Annotated in this window: 19 protein-coding genes; 9 read left to right on the plus strand and 10 right to left on the minus strand. The window is 71.3% G+C overall.

Annotation, left to right across the window (positions count from 1 at the left end):
* Positions 1–4 precede the first annotated feature (4 nt).
* The gene (locus AB0M59_RS51110; protein WP_364630904.1) at positions 5–754 is read left to right on the plus strand and encodes a class I SAM-dependent methyltransferase; all 750 of its coding nucleotides are present in this window, start codon (positions 5–7) and stop codon (positions 752–754) included.
* A gap of 3 nt (positions 755–757) precedes the next feature.
* Here AB0M59_RS51110 and AB0M59_RS51115 read toward each other — a convergent pair whose 3' ends face one another.
* Positions 758–1,831: a DUF3068 domain-containing protein gene (locus tag AB0M59_RS51115; RefSeq protein WP_364630907.1), complete on the minus strand. Its 1,074-nt coding sequence runs from the start codon at positions 1,829–1,831 to the stop codon at positions 758–760.
* 272 nt (positions 1,832–2,103) lie between these two features.
* Between AB0M59_RS51115 and AB0M59_RS51120 the strand changes: the two genes are divergently transcribed.
* Positions 2,104–2,595 (plus strand): hypothetical protein, encoded by a 492-nt coding sequence (locus AB0M59_RS51120; protein ID WP_364630910.1) that lies wholly within the window; start codon positions 2,104–2,106, stop codon positions 2,593–2,595.
* Here AB0M59_RS51120 and AB0M59_RS51125 read toward each other — a convergent pair.
* The gene (locus AB0M59_RS51125; protein WP_364630948.1) at positions 2,592–3,605 is read right to left on the minus strand and encodes a pentapeptide repeat-containing protein; all 1,014 of its coding nucleotides are present in this window, start codon (positions 3,603–3,605) and stop codon (positions 2,592–2,594) included. The genes AB0M59_RS51120 and AB0M59_RS51125 overlap by 4 nt on opposite strands.
* Positions 3,606–3,616: 11 nt before the next feature.
* Positions 3,617–4,048, minus strand: coding sequence for a MarR family winged helix-turn-helix transcriptional regulator (locus tag AB0M59_RS51130; protein WP_364630913.1), 432 nt, complete (start codon positions 4,046–4,048; stop codon positions 3,617–3,619).
* Positions 4,049–4,108: 60 nt separating this feature from the next.
* Here AB0M59_RS51130 and AB0M59_RS51135 point away from each other — a divergent pair, with 60 nt between their 5' ends.
* The gene (locus tag AB0M59_RS51135; protein WP_364630916.1) at positions 4,109–5,221 is read left to right on the plus strand and encodes an NAD(P)/FAD-dependent oxidoreductase; all 1,113 of its coding nucleotides are present in this window, start codon (positions 4,109–4,111) and stop codon (positions 5,219–5,221) included.
* Here the strand turns inward: AB0M59_RS51135 and AB0M59_RS51140 are convergent.
* From AB0M59_RS51140 to AB0M59_RS51155, 4 genes are all read right to left on the minus strand, one after another.
* Positions 5,218–5,424, minus strand: a complete 207-nt coding sequence (locus AB0M59_RS51140; RefSeq protein ID WP_364364063.1) for a helix-turn-helix transcriptional regulator — start codon at positions 5,422–5,424, stop codon at positions 5,218–5,220. The two genes, AB0M59_RS51135 and AB0M59_RS51140, sit on opposite strands and share 4 nt — an antisense overlap.
* Positions 5,424–5,903 carry a DUF2975 domain-containing protein gene (locus tag AB0M59_RS51145; protein WP_364630919.1) on the minus strand — a complete coding sequence of 160 codons (480 nt, stop codon included), beginning with the start codon at positions 5,901–5,903 and terminating at the stop codon, positions 5,424–5,426. The genes AB0M59_RS51140 and AB0M59_RS51145 overlap by 1 nt, the downstream gene beginning before the upstream one ends.
* Before the next feature lie 50 nt (positions 5,904–5,953).
* Positions 5,954–7,132 carry a helix-turn-helix domain-containing protein gene (locus tag AB0M59_RS51150; RefSeq protein ID WP_364630922.1) on the minus strand — a complete coding sequence of 393 codons (1,179 nt, stop codon included), beginning with the start codon at positions 7,130–7,132 and terminating at the stop codon, positions 5,954–5,956.
* A 107-nt stretch (positions 7,133–7,239) separates the two neighbouring features.
* Positions 7,240–7,866, minus strand: coding sequence for a methyltransferase domain-containing protein (locus tag AB0M59_RS51155; protein ID WP_364630925.1), 627 nt, complete (start codon positions 7,864–7,866; stop codon positions 7,240–7,242).
* Between the two features lie 142 nt (positions 7,867–8,008).
* Here AB0M59_RS51155 and AB0M59_RS51160 point away from each other — a divergent pair, with 142 nt between their 5' ends.
* Both AB0M59_RS51160 and AB0M59_RS51165 read left to right on the plus strand, forming a co-directional pair.
* Entirely contained in the window at positions 8,009–9,934 is a 1,926-nt protein-coding gene (locus AB0M59_RS51160) for a glycosyl hydrolase family 28-related protein (protein ID WP_364630928.1), read from the plus strand.
* A gap of 23 nt (positions 9,935–9,957) precedes the next feature.
* On the plus strand, positions 9,958–10,425 hold the full coding sequence (locus tag AB0M59_RS51165) for a nitroreductase family deazaflavin-dependent oxidoreductase (protein ID WP_364630951.1): 468 nt from the start codon (positions 9,958–9,960) through the stop codon (positions 10,423–10,425).
* Here the strand turns inward: AB0M59_RS51165 and AB0M59_RS51170 are convergent.
* A complete protein-coding gene (locus tag AB0M59_RS51170; protein ID WP_364630931.1) occupies positions 10,415–10,948 on the minus strand; it encodes a GNAT family N-acetyltransferase in 534 nt (177 codons plus the stop codon). The two genes, AB0M59_RS51165 and AB0M59_RS51170, sit on opposite strands and share 11 nt — an antisense overlap.
* A gap of 85 nt (positions 10,949–11,033) precedes the next feature.
* On the opposite strand from AB0M59_RS51170, the gene AB0M59_RS51175 reads away from it, so the two are divergent.
* Both AB0M59_RS51175 and AB0M59_RS51180 read left to right on the plus strand, forming a co-directional pair.
* A complete protein-coding gene (locus AB0M59_RS51175) occupies positions 11,034–11,612 on the plus strand; it encodes a YdeI/OmpD-associated family protein (protein WP_364630934.1) in 579 nt (192 codons plus the stop codon).
* 18 nt (positions 11,613–11,630) lie between these two features.
* On the plus strand, positions 11,631–12,977 hold the full coding sequence (locus AB0M59_RS51180; protein WP_364630954.1) for a pyridoxal-dependent decarboxylase: 1,347 nt from the start codon (positions 11,631–11,633) through the stop codon (positions 12,975–12,977).
* Here the strand turns inward: AB0M59_RS51180 and AB0M59_RS51185 are convergent.
* On the minus strand, positions 12,971–13,363 hold the full coding sequence (locus AB0M59_RS51185; RefSeq protein ID WP_364364086.1) for a hypothetical protein: 393 nt from the start codon (positions 13,361–13,363) through the stop codon (positions 12,971–12,973). The genes AB0M59_RS51180 and AB0M59_RS51185 overlap by 7 nt on opposite strands.
* Positions 13,364–13,519: 156 nt before the next feature.
* On the opposite strand from AB0M59_RS51185, the gene AB0M59_RS51190 reads away from it, so the two are divergent.
* Complete coding sequence (locus AB0M59_RS51190; RefSeq protein WP_364630937.1) at positions 13,520–14,719, plus strand: glycoside hydrolase family 18 protein; 1,200 nt, start codon at positions 13,520–13,522, stop codon at positions 14,717–14,719.
* Positions 14,720–14,780: 61 nt separating this feature from the next.
* Here AB0M59_RS51190 and AB0M59_RS51195 read toward each other — a convergent pair whose 3' ends face one another.
* Entirely contained in the window at positions 14,781–15,920 is a 1,140-nt protein-coding gene (locus AB0M59_RS51195; RefSeq protein ID WP_364630940.1) for an MFS transporter, read from the minus strand.
* A 54-nt stretch (positions 15,921–15,974) separates the two neighbouring features.
* Here AB0M59_RS51195 and AB0M59_RS51200 point away from each other — a divergent pair, with 54 nt between their 5' ends.
* Positions 15,975–16,343 (plus strand): MerR family transcriptional regulator, encoded by a 369-nt coding sequence (locus tag AB0M59_RS51200; RefSeq protein ID WP_364630943.1) that lies wholly within the window; start codon positions 15,975–15,977, stop codon positions 16,341–16,343.
* Positions 16,344–16,465 lie beyond the last annotated feature (122 nt).

Consider the following 16,465-nt stretch of genomic DNA (forward strand, 5'->3'; position numbering starts at 1 on the left):
TTCAATGGTAGGTAATCCGGTTCTCGACCGACCTCATCGGGCCACGCTGACCCGTTCCGTCACGCTGTTCCGCACGTTCCTCACCGAGCAGACCGATCCGGACGGCTTCTATTCCACGCTGGCCGCCGACTCGGTCCGGCAATTGGCGGCGCACGCTCCGCTGTCCGGGCGAACGGTGCTCGACGTCGGGGGCGGGCCCGGCTACTTCTCCGACGCGTTCCGCGCGGCCGGCGCGGTCTACCTTGGCCTCGACCCGGACGTCGGCGAACTGTCGGCGCGCGGCGAGCCCGGCGAGAACATGATCCGCGCCAGCGGCACGGAACTGCCGGTACGCAGCGGTTCCGTCGACGTCTGCTACTCGTCGAACGTGCTCGAGCACGTCGCCGAGCCGTGGGTGATGCTCGACGAGATGTGCCGGGTGACCAAGCCGGGCGGCACGGTCTTCGCGTCGTTCACGCCGTGGTACTCGCCGTGGGGCGGCCACGAAACAGCGCCGTGGCACTTCCTCGGTGGGCACTACGCCCGGGAGCGGTATTCCCGGAAACTGGGGAAGCAGCCGAAGAACAAATTCGGGGAAAGCCTGTTCCCGGTTTCGGTCGGCGCCGCGCTCCGCTGGGCGAAGGCGACGCCGTTGGCCGATTTCGTGGCCGGGTATCCGCGGTACCACCCGGGCTGGGCGATGTGGATCGTGCGGATTCCCGGCCTTCGCGAAATCGCTTCTTGGAACTTGGTCCTGGTGTTGCGCCGGCGCTGAAGGTCAGCGGTCGGCGCCGACCGGCACCCGGTGCCGCCGCTGCGGCGGGGCCGGCGGCTCGGCCGGCCGCCGGCGGGCCAGCAGGACGATCGCGACGATGATCAGCACGCCGCCGCCGATGCCGAGCCAGAGCGGGCCGGTGCTCGACAGGAACTCCAGCCGGCCCTTGTTCGCGTTCACCTGGTCGACCATCTGCGAGATGGTCTTGCCGTTGTAGGCGAGCGTCCCGTCGAACACGACCGTCGAGCTGCCGCTGGTGCCGACGCGCAGCTCCTGGTGCTGCTGTTGCTGCTGCTTGACCTGGATCCCGGTGACCGGCTCCACCCACATCGTGTTGACGCCGCGGTAGTAGAGGTCGGCGTCCACGGTGGACTGGTCGGACCCGACCAGCGAGCCGGGCACCTTCTTCGAGTCGAGCTTCGTGTCCGGGATGTCCTGGACGAACTTGTAGGTCTCGATCCCGTTCACCGTCTCGGTGCCGGTGTACCGGGCGGTGACGGCCGCGCCGGTGTTGTCGTCGTAGACCTTGTAGTCCTTCTGCTCGGTGCCGAAGGGGAACTTGAAGTTCAGGCCCGGCTGCGCCTTCTCGACGTTCGTCTCGGGCGGCTTCTGGCCGTCCTTGTCGGCCTTGTCCTTCAGTTCGGTGACGTAGCTGCTCCCGGCGTCGCACTTCGGGTCGGTCGTGCCGCGCGGTTCGTAACCCTCGCCGGTGCGCCGGTCGAAGCAGACCTGCCGCTTGCTCGCGCTGAGCACCGTGCCGTCGGCGTCGTCGGTGACCTGCACCGCCAGCAGCCAGACCGCGTAGTCGGTGTCTTCCTGCATCTCCGGCGCGGCGAAGTTGGCCTGCACGTGCGCCACCGCGGTCAGCTTGGCGTTCTCGCGGATGTTCGACACCGGCCCGGAGCCGTCGTCGGTCACGGCGAGGACCTTGCTCGCGGTGCCTTCGAGCACCGACGTCGAGTCCTGGTCGAGGGGCACCTTGGCGAGCTTGGGGTAGACGTACGTGGGGAGGAGCACCGCCCCGGCGACCGCGAAAACGCCCAGTGCCAGCAAGATCAGGCCGAAAGCACGTCGCAACGGTCCTCCTGGGTAGTCTTCGTCGACACGCAAATTACCCGGCGGTAATCAGGTGGCCGAATAGTGGCCCTCGCCACGCCGCGCGTCAAAGTGTGACCGGCGGTCACAGCCACCCGGTGCCACCGGAAGGTCGCATGTGCGCCGCCGTTCGGACCAAGCGACCAAACATGTTTGTTCCCGGGCACAACGGGCACGGGCTCACCATCGGACGATCCTCCCTCCGCCGCGCCGTACCGCAAAGGAGAAAGTCCCTTTTGCCTCAGGACCCTTCGATGGTCGCCATCGCGGCCACCGCGCGCTGGCGGGCCCGGATCGTGGCGGCGGCCGCGAGCGCGGGAATCACGCTGACCGACCCGCTGGCCGGCGTGCCCGGCATCCGCGTGCTCGTCTGCACCCCGGGTGACCTCGGCGTGATCGTGCCGAGGCTCGGCGGCGAGCCGTCCCGGGCGGCGATCGGCGCGCATTCGGACTCGATCGCCGACCGCGAGCTGCGCGACGCCGTCGCCGACGTCGCCGCCCTGCTTTCCCTGCACGGCAACGTGGTGCTCGACCTCGACGCCGGCGGCCGCCGGCGCCCGGCGGCCCGCCCGGACGTGGTCGTCTCGGCCGGTGTGGACCGTCCCCAGTGGACGGATCCGGCGGTGACGCTCCCGGTGGGCACGGACCGGCGCGGAGGCCCGCTCACGGTGGCGCTCACGGCCGGTCCCGGCTTCGAGAGCACGCTGCTGGAGTTGGCGCGGCTGGTGGAGGCGGACGCGGCCTAGTCGTCGTCGCCGAACGTGGGCGCCCGGGTGAAGCTCGCCGTGGAGAAGTCGGGTCCCCGATCGAACCCGGCGTGGTCGAACGCGGCGCGGTCGGCGAAAGTGCTCCGGTGGAACACTGTGCCGCCTCGGAACTCCGTGCCGAAGAACTGGGCTTCGCCCGAGAAAGTCGCGTCGTCGAACCACGCGGTGCTGCGGAAGACCGCTCCGGCAAACCTCGCCTCGGAGGTGAAGGTCGCGCTCGTGAAGAGGACGGGATCGGCGAACTCCGCGTAGTCGAACCAGGCTCTGCCGACGAAGGTCGCGCCCGTGAAGTCGCCGGTGGCGACGTGGCAGCCGAGCAGGGAGAACTCGATCAGGGTCGCGCCATTGAGGTCCAGGTCGACGCCGGTCCAGAACGTGGGTTCGGGGTGCTTCGGGTCCCGGCCGGGGTTGAGGTGGTCGGTGAGGACCCGCTGCACGGTGAGCCGGACTTCGCGTTCCTGACGCGCTTCGGCAGCGGGCGGCGAAACCGCGGGCGGGCGTAGGCCGAGCCGACGGGACGACACGAGCGGCCGGCGCATGACGTTCCTGGTCGGCACAGGCTCGGTGTACGGCGTCCGCAGGTAGGCGCACAACACGTTGACGACGGTCTGCCGCTGGCCCGGATTGTCCTGGGCGACGCGCTCGAGCGCGTAGCACCCGCCGTGGCGAACCGCGGCCTTGTCGGATCCGAGCTGCTCGACCGCCTTGAGGTAGAGGTCGGTCAGGCGCCGCTCGGTGGCGTCGTGCTCGGTGGTCCACTGCCGCCGTCCGGTGAGGACCAGCGCCACGACGCCGCCCGTGCCGGCGCCGACCGTCAGGCCGGTCTTGATCAGCTCGATCCGGTCCGAAGGCGAGCCGCCGCCGACGAACAGCAGCAGCGCCGTGACCGCGGCGGCGGCGATCATCGCGACCGGAACGACGATGACGACGATGCCCCACCACCACGTCCCGCCACGCCGGCGCCACCCGCGTCGGGCGCTCTTGAGCATGTTCACGCGGCTCAGTCTTCCTGCGCCACGAACCGGTTCAGCAGTTCGTGCAGCCGGCGCCGGTCCGTGTCGTCGAACACCTTCAGCAGTCCCGTCATCGCCTCGGCGAACAGCTCGCCCGCCTCGTCGAGCCGGTGCTCGCCCTCCTCGGTGATCACTATTTCGTACGCCCGGCGGTCGTTCGCGGATCGCTGCCGCCGCACCAGGTTGCGGTGCTCCAGGTCGTCGACGATCCGGACCAGGGTGGACTTGTCGACCCCGAGGGCCGCGCCGAGCTCGCGCTGGCTGCGGACGCCGCCGGCCCGGACCGCCGACAGCACCCCCGCGTGCTGCAGCTCGATGCCGGTCGGGCGCGCCGCGTCGTTGGCGTGCGCGCGAGCCAGCCGGTGGGCCCGGTTGAGCAGCATCCCGATGGCGGTCGGATCGACCGGTTGAGCCTCCATGACAGGAATGCTAGCATCCGAGACAGTCTCAACTGAGACCATCTCACCTCGGGGGTAATCGTGCGAGTTCTCATCAGCGGGGCCGGTCTGGCCGGCCCGTGCCTGGCTCACGGCCTGCGCCGGCACGGCATCGACGTCCTGCTCTTCGAACGGGACGCCGCCGTCGACGCCCGCGCGCAGGGCTACCGGATCCACATCGGCGGCGACGGCGACGCCGCCCTGCGCGAGTGGCTGCCCGCGGCGGCGTACGAGCAGGCCGACGCGACGTCCTGCCGGACCGGGCGCGGGGTCACCGTGGCCGGGCACGACCTGGCGGCGTTCACCGAGATCCCCTTGCCGCCGGACACCGCGGGCCTCACCGTCGACCGCCTGACACTGCGCCGGATCATGCTGCGCGACCTCGCCGGCTGCACGCGCTTCGGCGCGGAGTTCGCCGGTTACGTCCTGCTGGACGACGGCCGGGTCCGGGTCCGGTTCGCCGACGGCACCACCGAAGACGGCGACCTGCTCGTCGCCGCCGACGGGACCGGCTCCGGCATCCGGCGGCAGCTGCTGCCGGACTTCCCGGTGACCACCGACGACGTCCGGCTGATCTACGGCCGCACGCCGCTGACCGGTGAGGCCCGCGACCTGACCCCGGACGCGGCGCTCGAAGGCTTCCTCGGGGTGTCCGGCCCGGACGGCCGCGGGCTCGCGCTCGCCGCCCAGCGCTTCCGGCGCGACCCGGCCGAGTTCGGCTTCCCGCCGGGCCAGGACTACGTCATGTGGGCCGCGGCCGCCCCGTCGGGCGCGTTCGGCCCGGACTTCTTCGGGCTGGGCGCCGGGGAGCTGATCGACCTGGCGGCGGAGACGCTCGCCGGCTGGCACCCGTCGCTGGTCGCGCTGATCCGGCTGAGCGACCCGGCCTACGTCGTGCCCTCGAGCGTCTACACCTCCGAGCGGCCCGAGCCGTGGTCACCGGGGCCGGTGACCCTCGCCGGCGACGCGGCGCACCCGATGCCGCCCGCCGGCATCAGCGCGGGCGTGGCGCTGCACGACGCGGGCCTGCTCGCCGGCCGGCTGGTGTCGGGCGCGCCGCTGCTCGACGCCGTCGGGGACTACGAGAAGGAGATGCTGGACCACGGGTTCGCCGCGGCCGCCCTCGCCGCCCGGCGCCACCGGGGTGAGCACTAGTCGTCGACCCACTCCAGGAGGTCGCCGGGCTGGCAGCCGAGCACCCGGCACATCGCTTCGAGGGTGCTGAACCGCACCGCCTTGGCGCGCCCGTTCTTCAGCACGGCGATGTTGGCCGGCGTGAGCCCGACCTTCTCGGCGAACTCGCCGACGCTCAGCTTGCGCTTGGCCAGTTCGACGTCGATGCGCACGACGATCGCCATCAGATGACCGCTTCCAGGTCGGTTCGCAGCATGGTGGCCTGGCGCAACAGGGCGCGCATGACCACCATCAGCAGGCCGAGCACGGTGATCCCGACGGTCACCAGGAACAGCAGCATCGGCATCCCCGGGTCGTCCGCGTTGAAGCCGACGAAGATCAGCATGCCGACGAAGACCAGCCACGCGGCGCCGATGGCCCAGACGATCGCGTCGACCCACTTCAGGGACGCGGTGGTGAAGATCCGGTCCTTCTTGACCAGCGTCAGCAGCTGCCAGGTCGCGACGAGCACGACCTGGACGCACAGCACGAGGAACACCGCGATCGCGGTCAGCGGCCAGCGCAGCGGAGCGTCGTGCGGGTTCTGCTGCGTGTTGTAGGCGATCGCGCCCGGCAGCGAGAGCGTCTGGAACACGACGAGGACGCCGAACAGCACCACGAGGAACACCCGGAGCGCGGTGACCGCGCGTCTTTCGGTCAACATGCGACGACTATCGCTGGATAGCTATCGAAAGTCAATCGGTATCTGGTGATCTACGATGCTTCAGGGGCGAGGCGCACCGATTCGAGGGCGACGTACAGCTCGCCGATGTCGACGGGGTCGGTCAGGTCGCGCTTGGTCAGGTCCTGCACGCGGCGCAGCCGGTAGCGGACCGTGTTGGGGTGCACGATCAGGCGGTCCGCGGCCTCCTTCGCCGAGCCGTGGCCGGCGAACCACGCGAGCAGCGTGTCGAGCAGGACCTTGCGTTCCGGGCCCGGCAGGGTGAGCACGCCGGCCAGCGCGGACCGCACGACGTCGCGGGCCATCCCCGGCGCCGCGGCGACCAGTGTCGTCACCGGCGAGTCGCCGAACACCACCACTCCGGCCGTCCCCGCGGGCAGCGAACGGCGGGCGATCCGGGCCCGGTGCAGCGCGTCCGGGACGTCCGGGAACCCGCTGAACGGCTTGCTCATCCCGGCCGCGACCGGCAGTGACCCCAGCACTTCGCGCAGCCGCCGGACGTCCTCGATGCGGTCGATCGCGACCAGTCCCGCTTCGCCGCCGGGCCGCCAGGCCGAGCGCCAGCGGCGCGCCCGCAGCAGCGCCTCGACGGTGTCGTGCTCGTCGGGCTCGACGCGCTCGGTGACCACGACGACGAACATGCCCGCGGTCGGCAGGCCCAGGTCGCGGGCGGCGGCCTCCATGTCGGCCTGGCTCGGGAGCCGGCCGCGGAACAGGTCGTCCAGCCGTCGCGCGTCGGCGTGCGACGGCTCGGCGGCGACCTGCTCGTACGCCGTGGTCAGGGCGTCGGAATAGAGGTCGATCGCCTTCCAGACGTAGGAGTTGATCTCGATCGTCCGGGTGGGGTTGAGGAACTCCGGGCCGGCCAGCTCGAGGAGGGCTTCGTAGACGAAGGTGCCGCCGATGCGGAAGGCTCGCAGCACGGCCGGCAGCGGGATGCCTTGCCGCGCTTGGACGAGCCCGGTCTTGCGGGCGGCGTCGAGGGCCAGGCCGCGGCCGTCGACCAGCGCCGTCAGCGCGCGCTCGAGGTTGGCCCGGCACACCTGCCGCAGCTCACCGGGCGCGACGTGCTCCACCTGGCGGTAGAACTCGTCCTCTTCGCTGAGCAAGCGGGCGAGGCGGTCGGCGAACTCGGGCAGTCTGGCGAGCATCTCGCGCACCAGCTCGCGGTGTTCGCGAGGTACTGGCCTGGCCAGAGCTTCGATGCCCATCCCTCACTTTAGCTCGGGTCCGCGGCCCGGGACATGCACGAACTTGAGTAAAATTCATGTCCACTGCGTGGTCGGCCCGGTGAGGGGTTGACGCCACGATCGACTCATCAAGGTTTGCGCGCGGTGAAGAAGACGTGCGGCTCGGGCCCGGCTTCGGGGTGATCGGGCACGAACTGCGCCTGCTCCTCGCGGACGATCTCCAGGCCGGCCGCACGGAGTTTCTCCGCGAAGGCCTCGGCGGTGAAGCTGCTCGCGCGGACCGGGTGTCCCATGAAGACGATGTCGACGCCGTCCACATCGGCGGGCACCGTGGCCAGGACGAGCAGGCCACCGGGTTTCAGCCAGCCCGCGAGCCGCCCGATCACCGCCTCCTGGTCGGCGCGGGGGAGCTGCAGCATCGAGAAGAACGCCGTGATCGCGTCCCACGTGCCGGCTTCGAAGGACAGTTCGCGCAGGTCGCCGACCTCGAACCGCGCCGCGGGCACCTGCGCCCGCGCGATCTCGACCATCTTCGGCGCGACGTCGTACCCGGTCACCGCGCAGCCGGCCGCGGTGAGCAGCTCGGCGGTCGGGCGGCCGGTCCCGGAGCCGAGGTCGAGCACCGCGGCGCCGGCGGGAAGCCGTTCGGCCAGCGCGGTGAGCGTGGCCCGCTGCCCGGCCAGGTTCCGGAAGGCGTGTTCGTAGTCCTTGCCGAGCGCGTCGAAGACTTCGGCGGCGGTTTCGGGGCGCGTCATGGCCCCACCCTGCCAGACGTCCGGTTGCGCAACTTCCGTACTGATGTACGCAATTCCAGAGTAATTTCGAGCAAAAGCTTGTGGGACTGCTGAGTCCCGACCTACTCTTCCGCGGCACTCCACTCGAGAATCGAGGTCCGCGATGGCGCGACGCACCTTCGGAACCGTGCTCGTCGCGGTCGTCACCCTGCTCTCGGTGGCCGCGCCGGCGTCGGCCGCCGGGCGGCCCGTCGTGACGCGGGCCGCGCTGGACCCGGCTTTGGTCGCCGGGCGCGGGGCCAGTGTCGGCTTCCTCGAGCAGGAGGCGGAGAACGCGCGCACCGACGGCGTCGTGATCGGTCCCGACCGCTCGGCCTACACGCTCCCCTCCGAAGCGTCCGGCCGTCGGGCGGTGCGGGTGACGCCGGGGCAGTACGTCGAGTTCACGCTGCCGGCCGCGGCGAACGCGATCACCGTCCGCTACAGCATCCCGGACGCGCCCGGTGGCGGCGGGATCACCGCACCGCTGGGCGTCACCGTGAACGGCGCGCACCGGCAGCGGATGACGCTGACTTCGCAGTACTCCTGGCTGTACAACCAGTACCCGTTCACCAACGATCCCGGCGCGGACCTGCTGCACCCGGACTGGTGGATCACCGAGTGCTCCTGCGTGCCCGCGGCGACCACGCCCGCGCCGGTGATCGCGAAACCGTTCCGTCCCAGCCACTTCTACGACGAGCAGCGGCTCCTGCTCGGTCGTTCGTACCGCGCGGGCGACAAGGTGCGGCTCACCGTCCCGGCCGGGAGCGAGGCCGCGTGGACGGTCGTCGACCTGCTGGACTCCGAGCTCGTCGCCCCGCCGCGGTTCGTTCCCTTCGCGGCCAACGCGCTGCTGTTCGGCGCCGACCCGACCGGCCGCCGCGACTCGGCGGACGCCCTCGACCGCGCCATCTCCTTCGCGCGGCGCGCTCACCTCAAGGTGTACCTGCCGCCCGGGACGTACCAGGTCAACCGGCACGTCCTCGTCGACGACGTCACGCTCGAAGGGGCCGGCAGCTGGTACACGATCGTCAAGGGGCACGGCGTCGGCTTCTACGGCGAGACCGCGGGCAGTCACGACGTCCACCTCTCCGGCTTCGCGATCGAAGGCGACGTCCGGGAACGCATCGACACCGACCAGGTCAACGCGATCGGCGGTGCGCTCGATGACTCCACTGTGGACTCGCTGTACCTGCACCACACGAAGGTCGGCCTGTGGTTCGACGGGCCGATGCACCACACGCGGATCACGAACAACGTCATCGCCGACCAGATCGCGGACGGCCTGAACTTCCACACGGGAGTGACGGACTCGGTGGTGTCGGACAACTTCATCCGCAACACCGGCGACGACGGACTGGCGATGTGGTCGGAGAAGACCCAGGACGCGCGGAACACGTTCGACCACAACACGATCCAGACGCCGGTGCTCGCCAACGGGATCGCGCTGTACGGCGGCGTCGACAACACGGTGTCGGGCAACCTGATCGCCGACCCGATCCGCGAGGGCAGTGCGATCCAGGTGGGCTCGCGGTTCGGCGCCGAGCCGTTCGCCGGGACCCTGCGGATCGCGGACAACACGACCGTGCGGGCGGGGACGTTCGAGCTGAACTGGAAGATCGGCCTCGGCGCGATCTGGTTCTACGCGCTGGAGAAGGACATCGCCGCGGACATCTCGGTGACCGGAGACCACTTCCTCGACAACACCTACAACGCGATCATGCTGGTCAGCGACTTCCCGGTGAAGGACCTGTACTCGATCACAGGGCTGCGATTCGCGGACCTGCGCGTCGACGGTGCCGGGACGTCGGTGCTCAGCGCGCGGTCGGCGGGGTCGGCCTCGTTCCGGAACGTCGACGCGCGCAACGTCGGTGCGGTGGGCGTGAACAACTGCGGGTCGTTCAACTTCCCGCCGGCCGGATCGGAGTTCGCGCTGACGGACCTGGGCGGCAACGACGGCGGCTGGCTGGCCCCGTGGCTCCTCCCAAACACGATCACCTGCGACGACCGGCCGCCGGTCGTGCCCCCGCCGCCACCGTCGGGCTGGTGACCTAGGGTTCGACCGTGGCTGGTTTGCGCGGGGTGTTCGCGGGGTTCGGGAAGAGCAAGGCGTTCGCGGTGCTCGGGCGGGCGCTCGTGCCCGCCGACCGGGTGCTGCTGCGGATCAGCGGCGGCCGGGTCGGCGTCGGCGCGGCCGTCGGGCTGCGGACGCTGCTGCTGACCACCGTCGGGCGCCGCAGCGGTGAGCCGCGGCAGGTGCCGCTCCTCTACGTCGAGCGCGCCGGCGGGTACGTCGTCATCGGCTCCAACTGGGGCGGCGAAGCGCACCCGGGGTGGTCGGCGAACCTGCTGGCCCAGCCGAAGGCGACGGTCGCGATCGGCGGCCGGACCGTCGAGGTCACCGGACGGCTCCTGACCGGCGGCGAGCGTCAGGAGATGTGGGACGCCGTCGCGTCGTACTGGCCGGCCTACGACCGCTACGCCGTGCGCGCCGGCGCTCGCGAAATCCGCGTCTTCCTGCTGGAGCCGGTCAGTCGATGAGGTCGGTGTGCCGGATCCGGTACACCTGCAGCCGCAGGTTGTAGTACTTCTCCGTCTCGCCGACCCACTGCATGCCGAGCCGCTTCGCGACGGCGATCGCGCGCGTGTTGTTCGGCCGCGCGACGGCGAACAGTTCTTCGGTGTCCTGGGTGAAGGCCCACTCGATCAGCGCGGTCGCCGCCTCCGACGCGTAACCCTGGCCCCAGACGCCGGGGCTGAGCTGCCAGCTCAGCTCGAGGTCCTCTTCGAGAGGCGGCAGCAGCCGGATGCCGAGGCCGCCGATCACCACGCCGTCTTCCTTGCGCTCGACGGCCCACCGCCCCCGCGGCGGCGGCAGGTTCGGCTGCGTCTCCTGCCAGGCGTGCAGCACCGAACGCATCGCGCCGACGTCGCCGACGCGCTCCATGGCCGGGGTCAGCCAGTGCGTCACGTCCTCCGCGCCGTAGATCTCGAACGCGGTTTCGGCGTCGTCCACCGTCCAGTCCCGGATCACGAGCCGGTCGGTGCTCAACGGAGTCTCCATATCAAGACGCTACGCCGGGCGAGTCCCGATTGTTCCCGCCGCAAAGTGCTCAGAAGATGAACACTTCACCACCGACGAGGTGGGCATGGAGACTTTGGAAGGCATCGCGGTGCTGAAGGTCACGTCGGTGGCGCAGTGGCGCGCCTGGCTCGCGGCCGCGCAGGGGCCGGCGGTGTGGCTGGTGATCCGCCGGAAGCACAGCGGCGCCCCCGGCGTGCTGGTCCACGAGGCGATGGAGCAGGCGCTGTGCTTCGGCTGGATCGACAGCAAGGCGCTCAAGCGCGACGCGGAGAGCACGTACCTCTGCTTCACGCCGCGGAATCCGAAGAGCACGTGGAGCAAGGTCAACCGCGAACGGGTGATCCGGCTGACCGACGCCGGCCTGATGACACCGCCGGGGCAGGCGATGGTCGACCTCGCGCGGCGGACGGGGACCTGGGACGCGCTGGCCGAGGCCCAGGACGGCGTCGTCCCGCCGGACCTGCGGCGGGCGTTCGACGCGACCGCGGCGGCGCACTTCGCGGCGTTCCCGCCGTCGTCGAAGCGGCTGATCCTGGAGTGGATCGCGAAGGCCAAGCGACCGGAGACGCGGCAGCGGCGCATCGCGACGACCGTCGAGCTGGCCCGGGAAAACGTGCGGGCCGCGCACCCGAAAGCGGCCTAGAGTCGGGCCGTGGACGAGATGCGTGACCTCCTGGCCCGGGCCGCCGAACTGGCCGCCGAGCACCGGGACGGCCTGGCGGACCGGCCGGTTGCCCGTGAAGTCGATCCCGCCGCCTTGCGCGCGGGGTTCGGGCAGCTCCGCGACGCCCCGGCCGCGCCCGCCACTGTCCTGGAAGAACTCGCGCGCGCCGCCGAACCCGGTCTCGTCGCCACCGCCGGGCCGCGGTTCTTCGGCTTCGTCATCGGCGGCGCGCTCCCCGCCGCCACCGCCGCCGACATCCTCGCCACCGGCTGGGACCAGAACGGCTTCAACGCGGTCCTCTCGCCGGCCGCGGCCGCCGCCGAGGAGACCGCCGGGGCCTGGCTGAAGGACCTGCTCGGTATCCCCGCCACCGCTTCCACCGGCTTCGTCACCGGCGGGCAGGCCGCGAACACCGTCGGGCTGGCCGCCGCGCGGCACCACGTCCTCGCCGAGGCCGGCTGGGACGTCGAGCGCGACGGGCTCGCCGGTGCCCCGCGCGTCCGCGTCGTCGCGAGCGAGGAGCGGCACGCCACCATCGATCGCGCCCTGCGGCTGCTCGGCTTCGGCACCCGGGCCGTCGAGCCGGTGAAAGCCGGGCCGCAAGGCGCCATCGACATCGACGACCTCGAACGGAAGTCCCGAGGAGACGGTCCCACGATTGTCTGCCTGCAGGCGGGCAACGTGAACACCGGCGCCTGCGACGACCTCAGGGCCGCCCGCGCGGCCGCGAAGAACGCCTGGATCCACGTCGACGGCGCCTTCGGCCTCTGGGCCGCCGCCAACCCGAAGACCGCGCCGTTCCTCGACGGCGTCGAGCTGGCCGACTCCTGGGCCTGCGACGGGCACAAGTGGCTCAACATCCCCTACGACTCGGGGTTCGTCTTCTGCGCGCGTCCCGAGGTCCACGCCGGGACGATCGCCTACCGCGCCGCGTACCTGACCGGCGCCGGCGAGGTGTCCGGCATGGGCGACCTCACGCTGGAGTCGTCGCGCCGCGCCCGCGGCTTCGCGGTCTGGGCGGCGCTGCGGGAACTGGGCCGCGACGGCGTCGCCGAGCTCGTCGACCGCTGCTGCCGGCTGGCCCGCCGCTTCGCGGACACCCTCGCCGAAGGCGGCGCCGAGATCGCCAACGACGTCGTCCTCAACCAGGTCCTGGTCTCCTTCGGCGACGACGCCCGGACCGACGCGCTCATCGACCGGATTCAGCGCGACGGAACCTGCTGGCTCGGCGGAACCACCTGGCGCGGCCGCCGGTACCTACGGATTTCGGTGTCCAACTGGACGACGACCGAGGCCGACGTCGACCGCTCGGCTGCGGCGATCCTCAGGCTGGCGGCTCAGTAGCCCTCGCGCACCGAAAGCGCGTCCGTCCGCCAGGAGATCCGCTTCGCCCCGCCGGTCGGCCAGCTCGACGAGAGCCGCCGCCGGAGGCTGCCGAGCGCGCCCAGCCGCACGAGGTCGACCCGGGATCCCTGCGCCGCCAACGATGTCCACTCGGCGGCGGTGAGCGGGACGAAGTCGAAGTACTGCGCGTCCTGGCCGCCGGTCCCGTCGACGAACTCGGTGAAGATCGCCGCGAACGCCTGGCCGCATTCCGGACACGCCCGCAGCGCGATGCTGAAGTGCGACTTTTCGACCAGGCGGTGGGTCTCCCGCAGGCGGGTCGTGCAGAACGCCAGCGCGGTCAGGGCGTCTTCGCCGGAGCAGCGCGCGCAGCCGAACTCGGTCATCGCTTGATCCTCCCACGCCGTGAATCCGCGCCCGGCTCCGGGGGTACCGGGAAACCCTTTGACCACAACGATTGGCTCTGGTCCGCAGTGGTCTGGACCTGTTAGCCTCGGCGCGTCCGACCGGCCGGCCCGACGAAGGGAAGTTCCTTGCTTCGCATGAGAAAACGGATCGCTGTCGCCGCGCTGGCGCTGGCCGGCGCTTCCGTCGTCGCGCCGCCCGCCGCCGAAGCCGGGCAGTCCCAGGGCAAGGTGATGGCCTACTTCGCCGACTGGGACGTCTACGCCCGCAACTACCACGTCAAGGACATCGAGACGTCCGGGTCGGCCGCGAAGCTGACCCACATCAACTACGCGTTCGGCAACGTGACGGGCGGCGGCTGCGCTGTCGGCGACCCGTGGGCCGACCACGACATGCCCTACGACGCCGCCACGAGCGTCAGCGGCCAGGCCGACAGCGCCGAGCCCGGTGCCCTGCACGGCAGCTTCAACCAGATCCTCGAGCTCAAGAAGCTGCACCCGAAGCTCAAGGTGCTGTGGTCCTTCGGCGGCTGGACCTGGTCGGCCGGCTTCACCGAGGCGGCGAAGAACCCGGCCGCGTTCGCCGAATCCTGCTACAACCTCGTCAACGACCCGCGCTGGGCGGGCGTCTTCGACGGCATGGACATCGACTGGGAGTACCCGAACGCCTGCGGCAACACCTGCGACGAGAGCGGGCCGAAGGCGTTCACGGCGCTGGTCAAGGCGCTGCGCGACAAGTTCGGGCACAAGCAGCTGGTCACCGCCGCGATCACCGCGGACGGCTCGAAGAACGGCAAGATCGACGCCACCGAGTACGGCGCCGCGAGCCGGTACCTCGACTGGTACAACGTGATGACCTACGACTACTTCGTCGCCGGCGGCCAGCCGACCGGGCCCACCGCGCCGCACTCGCCGCTGCGGGCCTACCCGGGCCTCCCGACCGCCGGGTTCTACGCCGACGCCGCGATCCAGAAGCTGCGTCACCAGGGCGTGCCGTCGTCGAAGATGTTGCTGGGCCTGGGGTTCTACGGCCGCGGCTGGGACGGCGTGACGCAGAAGCAGCCCGGCGGCACCGCCACCGGCCCGGCCCCCGGCACGTACGAAGCGGGCGTCGAGGACTACAAGGTTCTGAAGAACAGCTGCCCCGCCAACGGCAAGGTCGCCGGTACGGCGTACGCGAAATGCGGCTCGCAGTGGTGGAGCTACGACACGCCCGAGACGGCGTCGGCCAAGGCCGGCTACGCGAAGTCGCAGGGGCTGGGCGGCATGTTCGCCTGGGAGCTGTCCGGGGACACCACGAACGCCGAACTGCTGCGGGCCATCGCCGGCCGCTGCTGACCACCCGAACTGGAGGGCCCGGGCGCGAACCCGCCCGGGCCCTTCGTCCACTCAGGACTGCTCAAGACGCTGCCGGGAAGCCGTGCCGCCGCGCGCCGACGACGACGGCGAGCACCGGGACCAAGAGCGCGAGCAGCGTCCAGGGGAACGACGCCGGCCCGGCGGCGTCGAGCAGGACGCCGCCGAGCACGCCGCCCGCGGCCATCGCCGCGTTCCACAGCGTGACGAGCATGGCCTGCGCGTTGTCCGCGGCTTCGCCACCCGCGTTCCCGGCGGCGGTCTGCAGGAGCGTGGGGACGCCGCCCCAGCCGAGGCCCCACAGTGCGACGGCGGCGTAAACCAGCACCGGGCTGCCCGCGAAGACGGCCAGGAGCGTCGCGGCCACCGCGACCAGGATCGTGCTGAGGACCGTCAGCATCCGTAGCGCGCGGTCGATGCGGGCGCCGACGACCCAGATCCCGGCCATCGACGCGACGCCGAACACCAGCAGGACGACGTCCACCGCGTCGCCCATCCCGGCGTGGCCGAGGAACGCGGCGACGTAGGTGTAGAGCACGGTGTGGGCCAGCACGAACACCAGCGTCACGGCCAGCACGGGTACGACGCCCGGCACGGTCAGCGTGCGCAGGACCGGCACGCGGCCGACCGTCCGCCCGGGCTGGTCCGGGACGGCGGCGGCGATCCAGGCCAGCAGCACGACGGCGATCGCCGACATGACGCCGAACGCCGAGCGCCAGCCGAACAGGCCGCCGAGGAACGTCCCGGCCGGGATGCCCAGCGAAAGCGCGAGCGGAATGCCGGCCATCACGATCGCGATGGCCCGGCCCTGGTTGTCCGGGGGCGCGAGCCGGCGCGCGTACCCGGCCAGCAGCGCCCAGACGACGCCCGCGGCCACCCCGGCGACGAACCGGGCGACCATGGTGAGCGGGTAGTCGGCGGACAGCGCCGTCACGGTGTTGGCGACGGCGAACCCGGCCACCCCGGCGAGCAGCAAGCGTTTGCGGGGCCAGGCCGCGGTGGCCGCGGAGAGGGGGATCGCGGTGAGGGCCGTGCCGAGGGCGTAGACCGTCACGGCCTGGCCCGCGGCGGATTCGCCGACCCCCAGGCTCGCGCTCATCCCGGGCAGCACACCCGCGGGCAGCGCCTCGGTGAGCACGGTGACGAACGCGGCTGTGGTGAGGGCGAGGAGGGAGCTTCTCATGCCGTTATGCTCGAACCATCACATACGTGTGAAGGTCTACGTGAGGTGGCGCACATGCGGATCGGCGAGCTCGCGGAGCGCACCGGCACGTCCCGCCGGCTGCTCCGGTACTACGAGGAGCAGGGGCTGATCATCGCTTCGCGCGGGGCGAACGGCTACCGCGACTACGACGAGGCGTCGGTCGACCGCGTGATCCAGGTGCGCGGGCTGCTCGACGCCGGGCTGCCCACCCGGATCATCAAGCAGATCCTGCCCTGCCTCGACAAGCCCCGCGCGATCTACTTCCCGGACGCGACCCCGGAGATGATCGCGACCCTGGAGGAGGAGCGCGACCGGATGGCCAGGCGCGCGGAATGCCTGCTGCGCAACCGGGACGCGATCGCCGAGTACCTCGACGCGGTGCGCGAGTACGACCCCGCCTAGCCGGGCGGATCTCCGCCGGCCGCGGTTGTCTTGAATGAGTCATTCAGGACCTCCGACCTGGATCCACCGGTGAATGTGGTGGGTGAGGCGGTGTCGTAGACGCGCAGATGCCCTCTGACCTG

It is taken from the genome of Amycolatopsis sp. NPDC051371, from assembly GCF_040682155.1.
In the GTDB taxonomy this organism is placed as follows: Bacteria; Actinomycetota; Actinomycetes; order Mycobacteriales; family Pseudonocardiaceae; genus Amycolatopsis.